The following is a 15,123-nucleotide window of genomic DNA, read 5'->3' on the forward strand; positions in this document are numbered from 1 at the left end:
GTTCTTAACGGAAAATAGACAATGGCGGCTTCTCACCGGCCCTTTGCCTTTTTCCAAATCTTTTGATGAGAAACTGAAAAAGCATATTCCTCTACTTCTTCTGTTTTTACGACCCGGCTGTTTTCTTTTTTAGGAATAGCAGAGGAAACCGTCCCTTCATACACATCAATATCCCATGTTAAATGAGAAAATACGTGTTGAATTTTAGCAAAAGGTTCTGCTTCTAGCTGAACATCGAGACCGTACTCTCGTTTTAAAAAGAGTTCCAGCTCTACTCTTGGGTTTCCCATTCCGCTAAGCTCTGTATTTGGAAACTCCCACAAGTTAGCAAGCAATCCTTCTGGCGGGCGCTTTTGGATGATGACTTCTTCCTTCTCTGTTTTGACAACCGCTGCCGCTAGGTGAACATGGCGCATCGTTTTCTTTTTTGTTTTAACAGGCAGTTCATTGATGGTCCCCTCGTGGAAGGCACTACAATGCTCCCGCACCGGGCACAATAAGCATGACGGTGAAGAAGGCGTACAAATTAAAGCCCCTAATTCCATTAATGCCTGATTAAAAGAGGAGGGGTCTTCTGTTGAAATCAATTGTCGAACCGCTTCCTCAAATACTTTTCGCGAAGACGGTTTTGCGATATCCTCCCAGATAGATAAAATTCTGGATAGCACCCGCATCACATTGCCATCAACAGCGGGCTCTGGCACACCATAAGCGATACTTAAAATGGCACCGCTCGTATAAGGGCCTACTCCTTTTAAAGAGGAGATTTCTTTTAATGTATTAGGCACTTTTCCTCCGTACCGTTCATGCACTTCTCGAGCCGCGGCCTGCAAATTACGGACGCGCGAATAGTAGCCGAGTCCCTCCCACGCTTTTAATACTTTATCTTCTTCTGCAGCTGCGAGTGCTTCAATCGTTGGGAACTGATCAATAAAGCGCTCAAAATACGGAATCACCGTATCTACTCTTGTTTGTTGCAGCATAATTTCCGATACCCAAATTTTATAGGGATCACGTTCTTTTCTCCATGGCAGGTCTCGCTTCTCTGCTTTATACCACTGAAGCAAATCTTGCTGAAATTGCTGGACGTTTACTTTTTCTACACTATTAAGAGATGGAAAATTCACAACTGACCTCCATAGATGTTAAAATTAGATCAATAAAGGGAATAGTAGAATTTAGAACCAAACGGGCACCATCCGTATTTCGTAAAGGAGGGACGCATTTGGATACTGGAACTCACCTTGTAATGGGGTTTGCACTAGGCGGTCTGGCAACACTGGATCCTGCCGTAGCTTCTGAACCGATGACAAAATATGCTGTCATGACGGCTGTAGTAATCGGTTCGCAAGCACCTGATATAGATACAATTTTAAAGCTTCGAAACAACGCTGTCTATATACGCAATCATCGGGGAGCCACTCATTCCATACCTGCGGTTATTTTGTGGCCTTTGTTGATTACCGCAGTCATTTACTTTTTGTTCCCAGGAAGCAGCCTGCTTCATTTATGGCTATGGACACAGTTTGCAGTGTTTCTGCACATTTTTGTAGATATATTTAACGCTTACGGAACACAGGCGCTTCGTCCCTTTTCTTGCAAATGGCTGGCCCTTGGCGTCATTAACACCTTTGACCCGTTTATTTTCGCTATCCATGTAGCCGGGCTTATTCTCTGGGTCATGGGCGCTCATCCTGGTTATACGTTTTTGGTCATTTACTTAATTTTAATTGGGTATTACATTCTGCGCTTTCAAATGCAAGGGGCGATCCGCAACTCTGTTAAAAAGTTAATTCCAGATGCCGAAGAAATTATTATCGCGCCAACCATTCGCTTTAATCAATGGCGCATTGCCGTAAAAGCCCCGGCCCATTTCTACGTTGCCCGCGGGTACCGGCGTTCCGTCACCATTCTTGATAAATATAAACGCGTGAAAATTCCTGACTCGGAGCTGTTCCGGGCGGCCAAGAAAAATGAAAATCTTTCAGCCTTTCTTCACTTTTCACCTGTCTACCGGTGGGAAGTAGCCGAATACAACGATTGCTTTGAAGTAAAATTTATCGACCTTCGTTACCGCAACAATGGCTATTATCCATTTGTTGCCGTCGTTCAGCTCGACCTTGATTATAATGTGATCGGCTCTTACACCGGCTGGATTTTCAGCGAGGAAAAGCTGCGGAAAAAGCTGACGTTTATACCCGAATCTCATTAAAATAAGAAAAACGGATGCTTTTAGGCGTCCGTTTTCCTTGTTTTTCAGGAGATATTATAACATATCATGAGCTAGGTTGATTTTATTATGAATCGGGCTAGGTTTATTCCAAACCAAACTAGCTTTATCACAATTCACACTGTTTTCATCAAAATTAAGACATTAATAAACCCGCCTGATGGCGGGTTTATTAATGAGTCAGATCACTTTCATCTTCAAGCAAATGACTGTATTTAGGATTGCGGCCAGCGAACTCGTGAAGGCGGCTTCCGTAGTTCTCCAACCATTGCCGGACGACTTTTTCGGTCATTTCTTTCCCTTGATAATCATGGCCGGCCTTTGCATAAGTCGTTTCAAAATCCTCCCACAAAAGCTCGATCCATGTACGGGCGCGAGCATGGGATAAACTCTCGTTTTTACTCAGTAAAAGATTCGTTAAACGTTCGAAAATATCTTCCATCTTATCCGCCCTTTCTTTTATATATTATATACTTAAAGCTTTAACGTAGAAATCGGCAAGCCTTCTTCTTTGCCGTCACCGCCAACGCGGTATCCCCAAGCAAACACGCCGTTCATATAGTCAATTTTAAAATAAGTACCAGGAGCTCCTTTGATCTCATACATCTTTCCGGGAGTAAAATCATCCGGATTCATTAAATAGGCTTCTGCCATTAAAGCTTTTCTCTCTAGAACGGCAAATTCATTGACGATCCCGAGCTGCTCAGCTTTACGAGCTTTCTCCTTCAGCCGGGCAATTTCTTGCTTCAGTTCAAATTCTTCCATTTCGCTATAACGTTTCTGCGGTTCCAATAGTTGCACACCCTTTTTTCCTTCAGTATAGTGAAATAACAGCAAATAAGAAAGCAGAAAGGATGGTTTCCTTGAAAAATTGTTTTATTACTGGCGGCGGTTCCGGTCTTGGAAAAGAACTAGCCCTTTTATATAGTCAAAAAGGATTTCATATTCACTTAGCGAGCCGTAACATGGACAAGCTGACCTCCGCCAAAAAAGAAATTGAAGCATCTGGAGGCCAAGCAACGATTTATTCGATTGATGTACAGAAGCCTCAAGCAATTGAAGAACTGGCAGCCGCCTTTCAAAAAGACAATCAACAAATAGACCTTTTCATTAATAATGCCGGTGTCGGGATTTTCGGTCCTTTTTCTTCTATCACTATGGAAGATATCGAAACAACGTTTGCCGTTAATGTGTATGCCCCTATTTTGCTAACGAAAGCTTTTCTACCGCTCTTAAGCAGCAATAGCACAGTTATCAATATTATCTCTACAGCGGGACTGCGCGGCAAAAAACACGAATCGCTTTATTGCGCAAGTAAGTTTGCCCTGCGAGGATTTACGGAAAGCCTGCAAAAGGAATATGAAAACGACGGCCCACGCTTCGTAGCAGCCTATATGGGTGGCATGAATACGCCATTTTGGGACCATTCCGATCATGTGAAAAATCCGGCTGCCCTCCCACACCCAAAACAAATCGCTGAACGAATCGCTCAAGAAGCGGAGGAACAGTTGGAAATCATTATTGAAAGGTAGCCCCTATTCTTCCTGCAGCTTTTCGATCGCCTTATCAATTTCACTAATAGGGAAGCCTTTCCGATAAAGTGTTTGCTTCATCTTTTGTCTATATTCACCGCCGGAGAATTTGCTATAACGGCGGTGAGCTTTTTCTGCCTGATACATAAGCGCTTGCCATTGTTCTTCTTCCTGTTCTTCCGTCTCTGATCCTGCTATTGCTTCTTGAATGATCCCCCAATCGTAGCCCTTCCTCATCAAAGATTGTTCCATTTTTTGCTTCTGGATAACAGGCGATTCTTTGCGATATTTTTGTCTGTATTTCTCAGCGAGCTTACCGGCCTTTTCAATCTGAAGATCTGCTTCAAATGTAGTTAAAGCTTCCTCTATTAAAAAATCATTAATTCCTTTTTCTTTTAACTCCCGCTCAATCAACTTAGGCCCTTTATCCGATGTGTTCACTTGCGTATTAGTATAGGCCTTAGCAAACTCCCTATCATCCAAGTAACTCATCCTGTATAGCTGATGGACAATTTCTTCGATAGCTTCCTGTTCTATCTCTTTTTTGGCAAGAAACTCCCGTACTTCTTTCTCAGACCTCATTCTTACCGATAAAAAGTGAATCGCCATATTCAATCCTTTACGCATGGCATCCTGACGAGTGATGGCAGCTATCTGCTCATCGGTTAGCTCCATTCCCTTTTTCAAACCAAATTGAATAAGTACAGACTCATCCACACTGAAGGCATATTGTTCATTTATAAATATGTTGTAACGATCTGTAAGCTTTTGTTGAAGAGAAATTTTCGTAATAACCTTCATATTCAACACCTCTCTCTTCTAATGTACCACGAAAATGTTTCCATACTGATTGAATATGATTACTATAATAAATAAAAAGGATGTTTCAAAGGGCAACCGGGAGGGGTAAAGATGAAAGTAGCCATTGCTGGCGGCACAGGTTTTGTTGGAAGGGCATTTATAAACGAATTATTAAAAAATGATCATCAAGTCATTATTTTGACAAGAAGCTTGGAGAATAAAAAAGAAACGAAGAATATCCGATACGTCAAATGGCTCAGCTCTCACTCTGAACCTGAAAAGGAACTTCAAGACGTTGATGCTTTCGTTAACCTGGCAGGTGAATCGCTTAATAGCGGCCGCTGGACAGACGAACGCAAACGACAAATCATTGAGAGCCGGGTTTCCTCTACTAGAGAAACCATTAGGATTATGGGTGAACTTTTAAGAAAGCCCTCTGTCTTTATGAATGCGAGTGCGATTGGCTGCTATCCTGTTTCATACGAGGAAACTTTTACAGAATCATCCAATACGACAAGCGAAAGCTTCCTTTCCAAAACAGTAGATGTTTGGGAAGCTGAAGCCCATCAGGCTGAACGTCTAGGTATCCGTACAGTCATGACACGTTTTGGCGTAATTCTCGGAAAAGAAGAAGGGGCACTTCCGCGGATGGCTTTACCATACAAGCTATTTGCAGGTGGAAGAATCGGTTCGGGAAAGCAGTGGATGTCTTGGATACATGTTCACGATGTAGCACGAGCTCTCCTGTTTATTATGGAGTACCCTCAGATGAAAGGACCCGTTAATTTGACGTCTCCTTCTCCAGAACGGCTAGACACACTAGGAAAAACTTTAGCTGACGTTCTTCATCGCCCTCATTGGCTGCCTGTTCCAGCCTTTGCGATTAAACTTACTCTAGGAGAAATGAGTACCCTAGTCTTAGATGGCCAGCGTGTACTTCCTGAAAAATTAACAGCGCATTCCTTTACTTTTCAATTCCCTCGCCTAAAAGAAGCGCTGGAAGACATTTATAAATAGTTGTGCACAAAAATATCCACACCTTGTGAATAGTGTGGATATTTTTTGTGATCTTTTATTTTATCAATCTATTTTTTTATAAGTATGTGGAAAAAGTTATCCACAATATGTGGGTAACATGTGGAAAGATTACTTTTCATATGCACTGGAAGCCGCGTATCGCTCCCAGTTAACTGATAGCTCTAAAGCAACCGATAAAAGAACTCCCATAATTAATCCGTTAGAAAAAAGCGGCTGTACATAAACCGGTAATTGGCTAAAAATAACGGGGTCCACCGCCATCAAACTAATCCCAGTCAAAACAGGCATCGCAATCCGGAAAATAGTGTTCGAATTAAAAATCGTTCCTTGAAGCGACTGCAGTGCTGTACCAAACAGCTGCAAATAGGCAACGAATAATACAGCATTTCCAATAGTAATGGGCATTGTAGCAAAGAAAGAGCCGACAACCGGTATAAGACCGAGTAAACTAAACAAACCGCCTCCAATCAAGAAAGGAACCCTATCAAGAATACGGGTACTCTCCAAAAAACCGATCGTTGAGGTAAAGGGGGCGTAAGGTACTAGCCCTAAAAAAGAGCCAGCTGCTGTATATAGGCCGGTTAATGTAAATGAACGATTGTAACGAGTTTCCTCCGGCTTGTCATTATATAACCGAGCGGCTGCCTGAATGGAGGCGATGGTATTACTGAGATTGAGCACTCCAGCTATGAATGTCGTCAAAATAATGCCCCACTCTAAATTAGGGGTACCTAGCGGAAACATAGAAAAGGACTGACCGCTCGCCGATAAGGCGGTATCGTCAGGAAATAGTAAATCATATACGATCCAGCCAACTATAATGCCGATCAAAATGGAAAAGTTACTGACAGACCCCTTTCCTTTCACTTTTAATATCGTCACAAGGAGAACAATGCCGACAGACAATAAACTGACCGGTACATCTAATGTTCCGTCGGGCGTCAGTTTCAGCATGCCTGTGAAAAAGATAAAAATAAGTTGGGCAGAAAGCAAAAATAAATACACGCTCATCACCATGGGGGTAAAAACCTTTTGGATGAGCGATGACAGGCCCAATAATCCAGCAGCCACCATAAAAACAGCTGACGCCATCATCCCAGTGGCAATGCCTCCTCCAATCGTTTGTAGATCCATGCCAAGTGCAGCAGCAGAAGCACTCAGATTCAGTAACAGTCCCCACATAAGTCCCGAATGTCCTTCCATCAGCGGATAACGATGGCCCCATAACCCTTGTAACACACAAGCGGCCCCTGTAAAGATAAGCGAACTACGGAGCGTCATGGCTACTTCTTCCGCTGATAAATCAAATGCGGCTCCTATGGAAACAGGAACAACAATGGTATTCGCAAAAATGAAAAATACCCATTGAATCGCTGCCATGCCAGTTGGAAATGCTCTTAATGCTTTCATTCTATCCTTCCCTTCCTTATTTGTTGTCAGTTGGCTTAACTTCATTACGATAAAAAAGAAACCACCCCACAGCCCACTCCCCGATGTCGTATATTCACTGTTACTATACGATCGGGAAAGCCCGGTGCTTATGGGATGGTTTTATGTAATAAATTTGCGGTCTTTCCCCGCGAACGGACTGCTGTTTCATTTAATTTTTTGAAGGGCAAAACCCCTTTTCTTCATTAAATAACTAAGAGCTGCTCGGAAAGATAAAAATGTATTTAAATCATCTACGATCGATAAACCCGATTGAATAAGGTCTTGAGTAACCGAAGGCGTAAACCCGACAAAAACAGTTTCAACCCCCATTAAATTCAAAGCTTTCCGAAAGTTTTCAATGTACATTCCGAATGCACTTATCTCTCCTATCTCCTTTTTAGAGATAGCGGTAAAGTCAAGAATGACAGTATGTAATCCTTCTGTATAAGATAAACGGTAAGCGACTTCATTAATTTTTGTAAAAATTAATTCTAATCGATCTGGGGATAATTTCCCTGTCACAGGCACTAAAATAGTTTCTGGAACGATGGATGGAATAACAGGCACAGAGATTTCATTAATTAACTCTTCACGCTCTTTTAATTGTTGCTCTAAGTCTTTTACTTCTTGTCGCAGTCGATCTATTTCTTTTTCCATAATTCGCATAAACCCCCGTTGTTATTTTGAAAGGCCTGAAACTATCCTTCATTATAACAAAAAGCATACATAAAAAGAATCCTCTCACCTGGATTTTTGTGGAAGGATTCTTTCTCAGTATACCTTTATTCTTTTCGCTATCGAATTTCTTTCTTTAACAAACCGACTGCAAAGGTTGTAACGAGCGAGCCAATGGCAACAGCCAGCAAATATAGAAACGGATTACCTTGAACGATCGGGAACACGAAGATTCCTCCGTGCGGAGCCGGCAAGCCGATGCCAAACATCATCGTGAGCGCCCCTGCAACCGCTGAACCGGCAACGGCAGCTGGAATAACCCGTGCCGGATCGGCCGCCGCGAATGGGATCGCTCCTTCAGTGATGAAGGAAAGTCCCATTACATAGCACGTCTTTCCTGCTTCCTGTTCTTGTTTCGTGAATTTTTTTCTAAAGATGGTTGTTGCAAGAGCTAAGCCAAGCGGCGGAACCATCCCACCAGCCATAATCGCTGCGTGTGGCGCAAAGTTACCAGCATCTATCATCGCAATACCGAAAGTAAACGCTGCTTTGTTAATCGGCCCACCCATATCAATCGCCATCATACCACCAAGCAGCAAGCCAAGAAGAACGAGATTTCCGGTTCCAAGACCGGATAGAAAACTAGTAATCCCTGTGTTTAACGCTTTCACCGGCCCGATAATCACAAACATCATGATCAATCCTGTAATAAGAATACCTAGTAACGGATAAAGGAGAACTGGCTTTAATCCTTCTAGTGACGTCGGAAGCCCGCTAAGAGCTTTTTTCACTCCAAGCACAACATATCCGGCCAAAAATCCAGCAATCAAGCCGCCGAGAAAACCAGCCTCTCCGCTAGCTGCCATTAAGCCGCCAACCATCCCTGGAGCAAATCCCGGACGATCCGCAATGCTCATCGCAATAAAACCAGCCAATACTGGAATCATTAGTTTAAATGCATTGCCGCCGCCAATATCCATCAAGGCTTTAGCAATGGGGTTATACGTCGGATCATTAGGATCAGAAGCGTGAATGCCAAAAATAAAGGAAATAGCGATCAGAATTCCTCCGCCAACAACGAATGGCAGCATATTCGAAACGCCGTTCATCAAGTGTTTATAAAAACCGCCTGTCCGCTCTTTCTTTTCTGTGCTGACCGGTTCGCTTCCAACAGAATGATCCCCTTTAAATATAGGAGCATCCTGCTGAACAGCTTTTGTAATCAACTGTTCTGGATTACGTATTCCTTGAGCAACAGGCACTTGAATGACATGCTTCCCTTTAAAGCGATTCATTTCCACCTGTTTGTCTGCCGCAACGATAATAGCGGCTGCTTCCTCGATATCCTGAGCAGTTAGCCCATTTTTAATGCCGCTTGATCCGTTTGTTTCTACTTTAATATCCACACCCATTTCTTTTGCCTTTGCTTTTAAAGCATCGGCTGCCATGTACGTATGGGCAATTCCTGTTGGACAAGCTGTGACCGCCAGTATTTTTCCTTTAGAAGAAGCGGTTTCCGGTTCTTCCTCCTCTTCTCCTCCCCGCTCCATTTCATTAATGGCTGCTAACACGTCCTCTTCTGTCTGGGCCACATCAAGCTTTTGCCGGAAACCGGGGTCCATTAGAAAAGAGGATAAACGCGACAGCGTTTCTAAATGAGTGTCATTCGCTCCCTCTGGTGCTGCAATCATAAAGAAGAGATGACTTGGCTGCCCATCCAGTGCTTCATAATCAATTCCTTCTGTTGAGCGGCCAAAGGCAATGGCTGGTGTTTTTACGGCACTCGTTTTTGCATGAGGAATCGCAATCCCTTCCCCAATTCCCGTTGTACTTTGAGCTTCACGCGCCAAAATGGCCTCTTTATATTGCTGTCGATCATTTAATCGGCCCGCTTGAGCAAGTTTTTCAACGAGTTCATCAATAACGGAGGCTTTATCGGTAGATTGAAGATGAAGGATCATCGTCTCTTTTGTCAATAAGTCAGTAATGTTCATATTCATACCCTCCTACTCTATTTCCGAAATCTGTACTTCGGAATATAATTGCTCTGCCTTTTCTTTTGTACATAAGTCTTCTGAGAAAGCAGTCGCACTTCCAGCGGCAACACTAAAACGAAAGGCTTCTTGCATCGGTTTTCCCTTAACGTATCCAGCTAAGAACCCAGCAACCATTGAATCTCCCGCTCCTACCGAGTTCTTCACTTGACCTTGCGGCGGCTTTGCAGAAAGAACAATATCTTTATTGACAAATAAGGCTCCTTCTCCAGCCATGGAGATAATGACATTTTCAATCCCTTTTTCCATCAGCTTTTTCGCAAGATGAATCGCTTGTTCTTTCGACTGGATACTCGTTTGAAATAACTCTCCCAGCTCATGATGATTAGGTTTGATGAAAAAAGGCTTGTGCTGAAGCAGCTCCTTTAGTACAGGTCCGCTCGTATCCACAGCTACCTTGATCCCACGTTCCTTCGCTAGTTCCATCAGCTGTGTATAATAATTTTTCGGCAAACAAGAGAGAACACTTCCTGCTAAAAGCAAAATATCTCCTTCATTGAGTCGTTCAACGAGTGCCTTGAACTGTTCACTCTCCTTAAGAGTAACAGTTGGCCCCTGGCCGTTTATTTCTGTTTCTTTTCCTGCCTTTACCTTTACATTAATACGGGTATCTTCTGCCACCCGGATAAACCGATGGCGAATCCCCTCTTTGTCTAGTTCATTGATAATAAAATCTCCTGTAAAACCGCCTAAAAAACCGAGTGCTGTATTTTCTGCTCCAAAGCGGGTAAGAACTCGAGAAACATTAATTCCTTTCCCGCCCGCAAACTTCGACGTGGAGAGAGCCCGATTTAACTCGCCCGGTTCAAAACGATCAAGATGGACAACATAATCAATTGCCGGATTTAACGTACATGTATAAATCATGCTTCCACTTCCTTTATGCTCGTTTTTTCCTTATATGAATGAAGGAGCTCTTGTTCTAGTTTGTCTGTAATGATCACTGCCTGATTTAAATGAGCAATATGAGCAAATGCTGTTTCATTAAACTTTGATCGATCGGCCAGCACATAGGTCTCTAGCGACTGTTTCATGGCTGTCCGCTTAATGAGTGCTTCTTCCGGATCAGGAGTAGTGAAGCCAACATTTAGCTGTATGCCGTTTACCCCAATAAAGCACTTATCAAAACTGTATTGGTTTAATCCATGAAGAGCTCCTTGTCCAATAAGTGCTCTTGTATTCGCTTTCAAAAAGCCGCCTGTCACAAATGTTTGAATTCCCTTTTCAGTAAGTGCTGCTGCATGAGTGATGCTATTCGTGACAACTGTGATATCTTTTTCTTCGATGTGAGGGATCATAGCAAGCGTCGTTGTGCCAGCATCTAAATAAATACAGTCGCCTTTTCTAAGAAACTTTGCTGCATACATAGCGATTCGCTTTTTCTCTTCCGCATGCTGATTCGATTTCTCCATCATGCTCGGCTCTGAACGTTTTTGCTTAATAAGTGCTGCTCCACCATGGACCCTAATCAACTTTTTTTCTTCTTCCAACTGACTTAAGTCCCTCCGAATGGTAGACTCAGACGAACCGGTTGCTTCTACAAACTCCTGTAGCTTGCGCACTTCTTTCTCTTTCAGCAGCTGTAAAATAAGATGATGCCTTTCTTCCGTTAACAATCCACTCACCTCTCTAAACAACAATTCTGTTTGTACCTTTATATTAAAACAAAAAAACACCAAATTCAATCAAAATCATTCAAAAACATTCAATTTCATTCAAACAAAAAAACACCGCTATGCTGGCGGTGTAAAGGTAAACAGTATAGTTTAATAACATTGCAACCTTATATGAGAGCGGCTTTCTTCTTCCACTCATTTAGAACAGCCGGAATAATGAGATACAAAGCATAAGCAAATGACATCCAAACAGTAAAAGCAATGATTTTTGAGTCACTAAGATGGGGGAAAACATAGTGATGATTGGCTAAAGAGAACGCATCGAATGTCAGGCCCACAATGGTCCCAATTAACCCAAAGGTTAGAGCTGCATTTTTTGATTGATCGAACAGTGAATACAAAAAGGTTATCATCCATAGTAATAGCGCTGTTCCGCTTATTAATAGCGATAGGCTTATGAAGAAGGAGGCAGAGCCTGGGCTGAAAAGAACCCGCTCTCCGAAAAAGACAAAAAACAACGTAGCAAAGAGCCAAACCAACGCACCTAGGCATGAAATCAATACGTATCTTTTCATACGCTATCCTTCTCCATTGTCAGGTTACTTAACGAAGTCAGCACTTGTTCAAGTGCTTCATACACTTGCTCAACAGGAAAGTCCTTATTCATAAGCGCCTGTACCGCTAACCCATCTACTATGGCATTCAATAATATAGCCCAAGTTTCCAAAGAAATTCCCTTTATAGGTGATTGAGTCCATACTTTTGCTAGACTTTGAAATAAAGCTTTGTTTTCCCTTTCCAATAGATCTCCAAGCTGCTCTCTCATTTTTTCATTTGTCATGCTTGCAGCCATCAAGATAAAAAATAGTTTATGATAAAATGAGTCGTGGCTACAACGGCTTTTGGCAGATGCTAGCGCCTGTTTTATCATATTTCCATCGCTTTCTGACAACTCATCCCAAGAACGATCACAAACATCCTTTACAGTATCTATTAATAACTGCTCCTTCGTTCTAAAATGATAGTATACCGTTCCTTGTGTAACGCCTGCTCTCTCTGCAACTGCCCTCAAGGTAAACTTTTCAATCCCTCGATCCACCAAACACTCTTTCGCAAAGTTGAGTAAATCTGACTTTTCAATGACATTTGGCTTTGCCATTTTCCCACCTCACTCAAGTTAGTCGTTTGACTAACAATATTTATGAAAAGGTTATCATTTATTATGATTTACCGCAAGACTTTCTCACATCCGCTAAAACAAATTTCTTTTATCGTGCCGTTCCATTATAATAAAAGTGTTTTTTACATGAAGTCACTTCATGCCTCTATGTCTAGAACAGGAGAAGGAGATGCTCGCTATACTACACGAATTTATTCAGAGAAAGCTTACGAGTACAAACGGTTTACCCTTGATCCTAACCGCCACACTAACAGCGATTGCTAGTGAAGTTAAAGTGGTGCCCTTTTATGGAGAGGATTTTCGCTTCGGATTAGGCAGTATTGTTTTTTTTCTATTTATTCTTATTTTTCCTCCCGCTTCTTTTTGGAGAACGGGAATCACTACCGGAATAACGGTCGTTTGCTTCCGTCTGTTTGGAGATCTGGTCATGACCGATCTTTCTCCTTGGACAAGCTTACTAAAGCATCTGCCGGCCTTTTTATTTTATTTATTATTTTCTCTAGGATTTGGCCTGGTCAAAATTGAAAGATATAAATCCTCGCCCCTTTTACTCGGCGTTTTAGCTGCCGGCTTAGAATTCACAGCGAATTCTTTGGAACATTTTTGGCGCTATTACCTGCCGGAGCATGCTGATTTAGGGTTTAAAGACTGGGCATTGCTAGTCGGGATTGCTCTATTTCGCAGCTATTTCGTTGTAGGGCTGTATAGCTCCATTACCGTGTCCGAACAGAGAAGACAAATGCAGGAAATGCTCGGAGTCGGATCAGAATTGTATGTTGAAACTCTTTATTTGCAAAAATCAATGAATAACATTGAGCAAATTACGGCATCAAGCCATGAATTATACCGAAAACTAAAAAAAGAAAACCTTCAGGAACTCAGTGTACAAGCCTTGCACATTTCTCAGGAGATTCATGAAGTAAAAAAAGATGCCCAACGAATTCTTTCCGGTCTATCTAAAATCTATGTCCACCAACGGAGTGACGGGATTTTCCTTTCTGATGTACTCGGCTTCGTGATGACAGCTAACCAAAACTACAGTGAATTATTAAAGAAAAAAGTTATTTTTGATGTATCGGTAACTGTTGATTTTGAAACAGGTGAACAAATTCCTCTTCTAGCCCTTTTAAATAACCTCGTAGCGAATGCCGTTGAAGCAATCGAGAAAGAGGGACAGATTCATTTGCGCGCATTCGAGGATTCGGAATACACCTGCTTTGTTGTTCAAGATTCCGGTAAAGGAATTCTAACCGAAGATGTACCGTTCATATTTGAACTGGGCTATACAACAAAATATAGCGATCAAGGAGTCGCTGCAACAGGAATTGGGCTTTCTCACGTCCAACAGATTGTCTATAATTTCCACGGCCAAATCCAAGTAGAATCGTCAGCCGAAGGAACTGTTTTCACCATTCAAATTCCTACTCGAGAGATTAGAAAGAGAGTTGAATGACATTGCGTTATTTTATCGTAGACGATGATACAGCCAGCCGAAGAATGTTAGCAAAAATCATAGAGGAGGACCATCTTGGTTTAGTAATAGGCGAGGCAAAGAACGGCAAAGAATCGCTCCCGCTTATTCTGGCTATTCATCCCGACATTGTGTTAATTGATTTACTCATGCCCGAGCTAGACGGCATTGAAACAATGGAACAATTAAAAACACAAGGATTTAACGGACAGTTTATTATGATTTCTCAAATCGTTAACAAAGAAATGGTCGGTGAAGCCTATGAAAAAGGAGTCGAGTTCTTTATTCATAAACCGATTAACCGCTTTGAAGTGCGGAGTATTTTAAAGAAAACAGCCGAGCAGTTCCAATTAAAGCATTCGTTAATCGCCATTCGAGAATCTTTAGCTCATATTGAATCCTCTACACCGCTAAAAAAACAGCGCAGCATAAAAGAAATTGTATTATCTCTTTTAAATGATATGGGAATTGCTGGAGAATCAGGCAGTAAAGATATTGTAGCGATGATGGAATTTTTAATTCATCAAAATAACACCTCCACTATGCTTCCTCCTTTGAAGGAACTGTATGAGGCAGCTGCCAATGCCAATACATCCGGCCCTGTTAATATCAAAAAAGAAAGCAAGTCTATTGAACAGCGTATCCGCAGAGCGATTATAGCGGCGCTTAACAATTTAGCTTCATTAGGGACGATCGATTATACAAATCCTAAATTCGAATATTACGCTCCCCGCTTCTTTGAGTTTCAGGAAGTAAGGCTGCGGATGAGGGAATTAGAAGCAGATGTCGACGAGCCCATGAAAGTGAAAATTAATATTAAAAAGTTTTTGCAAGCCTTATATCTTGAAACGACAGAAAAATTTTTTCATGGTTAAAAAGGCTTTTAAAAGGCTAGACCCTATCTATACTTATGCGATTAGCCTGATTAAAAACGTGAAATCCTTAATTGTTTTTTTAAGACTCTGCAGTGAAAAAATGGCAGAGTCTTATTTTTTTCAAAAAAGAAAATGTCGGATTTTGTAGGATTCGATAATTACTCCATATAATTGACTTATGTGTTCCTAACCAAACAAGAAAGCGTTTGCACTATATAAA

At 41.8% G+C, this 15,123-nt stretch carries 16 protein-coding genes; 5 read left to right on the forward strand and 11 right to left on the reverse strand.

The window, feature by feature from the left end:
- Window positions 1-32 precede the first annotated feature (32 nt).
- Window positions 33-1,127, reverse strand: a complete 1,095-nt coding sequence (mutY, locus tag A8F95_RS16990) for an A/G-specific adenine glycosylase (RefSeq protein ID WP_065411618.1) — start codon at window positions 1,125-1,127, stop codon at window positions 33-35.
- 98 nt (window positions 1,128-1,225) lie between these two features.
- On the opposite strand from mutY, the gene A8F95_RS16995 reads away from it, so the two are divergent.
- Window positions 1,226-2,212 carry a metal-dependent hydrolase gene (locus A8F95_RS16995; RefSeq protein WP_065411619.1) on the forward strand — a complete coding sequence of 329 codons (987 nt, stop codon included), beginning with the start codon at window positions 1,226-1,228 and terminating at the stop codon, window positions 2,210-2,212.
- 190 nt (window positions 2,213-2,402) lie between these two features.
- Here A8F95_RS16995 and A8F95_RS17000 read toward each other — a convergent pair whose 3' ends face one another.
- Window positions 2,403-2,672: a YfhJ family protein gene (locus A8F95_RS17000; protein WP_065411620.1), complete on the reverse strand. Its 270-nt coding sequence runs from the start codon at window positions 2,670-2,672 to the stop codon at window positions 2,403-2,405.
- 32 nt (window positions 2,673-2,704) lie between these two features.
- A complete protein-coding gene (locus A8F95_RS17005; RefSeq protein WP_231603351.1) occupies window positions 2,705-3,022 on the reverse strand; it encodes a YfhH family protein in 318 nt (105 codons plus the stop codon).
- 71 nt (window positions 3,023-3,093) lie between these two features.
- Here A8F95_RS17005 and A8F95_RS17010 point away from each other — a divergent pair, with 71 nt between their 5' ends.
- Entirely contained in the window at window positions 3,094-3,762 is a 669-nt protein-coding gene (locus A8F95_RS17010; protein ID WP_065411821.1) for an SDR family NAD(P)-dependent oxidoreductase, read from the forward strand.
- 3 nt (window positions 3,763-3,765) lie between these two features.
- On the opposite strand, the gene recX is transcribed toward A8F95_RS17010, so the two are convergent.
- A complete protein-coding gene (recX, locus tag A8F95_RS17015) occupies window positions 3,766-4,563 on the reverse strand; it encodes a recombination regulator RecX (protein WP_065411621.1) in 798 nt (265 codons plus the stop codon).
- A gap of 111 nt (window positions 4,564-4,674) precedes the next feature.
- Between recX and A8F95_RS17020 the strand changes: the two genes are divergently transcribed.
- On the forward strand, window positions 4,675-5,580 hold the full coding sequence (locus tag A8F95_RS17020) for a TIGR01777 family oxidoreductase (protein WP_065411622.1): 906 nt from the start codon (window positions 4,675-4,677) through the stop codon (window positions 5,578-5,580).
- A 129-nt stretch (window positions 5,581-5,709) separates the two neighbouring features.
- On the opposite strand, the gene A8F95_RS17025 is transcribed toward A8F95_RS17020, so the two are convergent.
- The 7 genes from A8F95_RS17025 to A8F95_RS17055 all read right to left on the reverse strand — a co-directional run bounded on the left by A8F95_RS17025 (window position 5,710) and on the right by A8F95_RS17055 (window position 12,536).
- Window positions 5,710-7,011 carry a uracil/xanthine transporter gene (locus tag A8F95_RS17025; protein WP_065411822.1) on the reverse strand — a complete coding sequence of 434 codons (1,302 nt, stop codon included), beginning with the start codon at window positions 7,009-7,011 and terminating at the stop codon, window positions 5,710-5,712.
- Between the two features lie 186 nt (window positions 7,012-7,197).
- Entirely contained in the window at window positions 7,198-7,689 is a 492-nt protein-coding gene (locus tag A8F95_RS17030; protein ID WP_065411623.1) for an STAS domain-containing protein, read from the reverse strand.
- A gap of 137 nt (window positions 7,690-7,826) precedes the next feature.
- A complete protein-coding gene (locus A8F95_RS17035) occupies window positions 7,827-9,701 on the reverse strand; it encodes a PTS fructose transporter subunit IIABC (protein WP_065411624.1) in 1,875 nt (624 codons plus the stop codon).
- A gap of 12 nt (window positions 9,702-9,713) precedes the next feature.
- Window positions 9,714-10,628 carry a 1-phosphofructokinase gene (gene pfkB, locus A8F95_RS17040; protein ID WP_065411625.1) on the reverse strand — a complete coding sequence of 305 codons (915 nt, stop codon included), beginning with the start codon at window positions 10,626-10,628 and terminating at the stop codon, window positions 9,714-9,716.
- Complete coding sequence (locus A8F95_RS17045) at window positions 10,625-11,377, reverse strand: DeoR/GlpR family DNA-binding transcription regulator (protein ID WP_065411626.1); 753 nt, start codon at window positions 11,375-11,377, stop codon at window positions 10,625-10,627. The genes pfkB and A8F95_RS17045 overlap by 4 nt, the downstream gene beginning before the upstream one ends.
- A 167-nt stretch (window positions 11,378-11,544) precedes the next feature.
- The gene (locus tag A8F95_RS17050) at window positions 11,545-11,952 is read right to left on the reverse strand and encodes a DUF5367 family protein (protein WP_065411627.1); all 408 of its coding nucleotides are present in this window, start codon (window positions 11,950-11,952) and stop codon (window positions 11,545-11,547) included.
- A complete protein-coding gene (locus A8F95_RS17055; protein ID WP_065411628.1) occupies window positions 11,949-12,536 on the reverse strand; it encodes a TetR/AcrR family transcriptional regulator in 588 nt (195 codons plus the stop codon). The genes A8F95_RS17050 and A8F95_RS17055 overlap by 4 nt, the downstream gene beginning before the upstream one ends.
- A 190-nt stretch (window positions 12,537-12,726) precedes the next feature.
- On the opposite strand from A8F95_RS17055, the gene A8F95_RS17060 reads away from it, so the two are divergent.
- Window positions 12,727-14,010 (forward strand): ATP-binding protein, encoded by a 1,284-nt coding sequence (locus A8F95_RS17060; RefSeq protein WP_065411629.1) that lies wholly within the window; start codon window positions 12,727-12,729, stop codon window positions 14,008-14,010.
- Between the two features lie 2 nt (window positions 14,011-14,012).
- A complete protein-coding gene (locus A8F95_RS17065) occupies window positions 14,013-14,903 on the forward strand; it encodes a response regulator (RefSeq protein WP_065411823.1) in 891 nt (296 codons plus the stop codon).
- Window positions 14,904-15,123 lie beyond the last annotated feature (220 nt).

The sequence above is a fragment of the Pseudobacillus wudalianchiensis genome, from assembly GCF_001685015.1.
GTDB lineage: Bacteria > Bacillota > Bacilli > Bacillales > Domibacillaceae > Pseudobacillus > Pseudobacillus wudalianchiensis.

Bases quoted from the DNA above. Each gene is read 5' to 3' on its own strand.
- A8F95_RS17030 (WP_065411623.1), bottom strand. From the start codon at position 7,689: ATGGAAAAAGAAATAGATCGACTGCGACAAGAAGTAAAAGACTTAGAG.
- A8F95_RS17035 (WP_065411624.1), bottom strand. From the start codon at position 9,701: ATGAACATTACTGACTTATTGACAAAAGAGACGATGATCCTTCATCTT.
- A8F95_RS17025 (WP_065411822.1), bottom strand. From the start codon at position 7,011: ATGAAAGCATTAAGAGCATTTCCAACTGGCATGGCAGCGATTCAATGG.
- A8F95_RS17020 (WP_065411622.1), top strand. From the start codon at position 4,675: ATGAAAGTAGCCATTGCTGGCGGCACAGGTTTTGTTGGAAGGGCATTT.
- A8F95_RS17050 (WP_065411627.1), bottom strand. From the start codon at position 11,952: ATGAAAAGATACGTATTGATTTCATGCCTAGGTGCGTTGGTTTGGCTC.
- A8F95_RS17000 (WP_065411620.1), bottom strand. From the start codon at position 2,672: ATGGAAGATATTTTCGAACGTTTAACGAATCTTTTACTGAGTAAAAAC.
- A8F95_RS17060 (WP_065411629.1), top strand. From the start codon at position 12,727: ATGCTCGCTATACTACACGAATTTATTCAGAGAAAGCTTACGAGTACA.
- pfkB (WP_065411625.1), bottom strand. From the start codon at position 10,628: ATGATTTATACATGTACGTTAAATCCGGCAATTGATTATGTTGTCCAT.
- recX (WP_065411621.1), bottom strand. From the start codon at position 4,563: ATGAAGGTTATTACGAAAATTTCTCTTCAACAAAAGCTTACAGATCGT.
- A8F95_RS17055 (WP_065411628.1), bottom strand. From the start codon at position 12,536: ATGGCAAAGCCAAATGTCATTGAAAAGTCAGATTTACTCAACTTTGCG.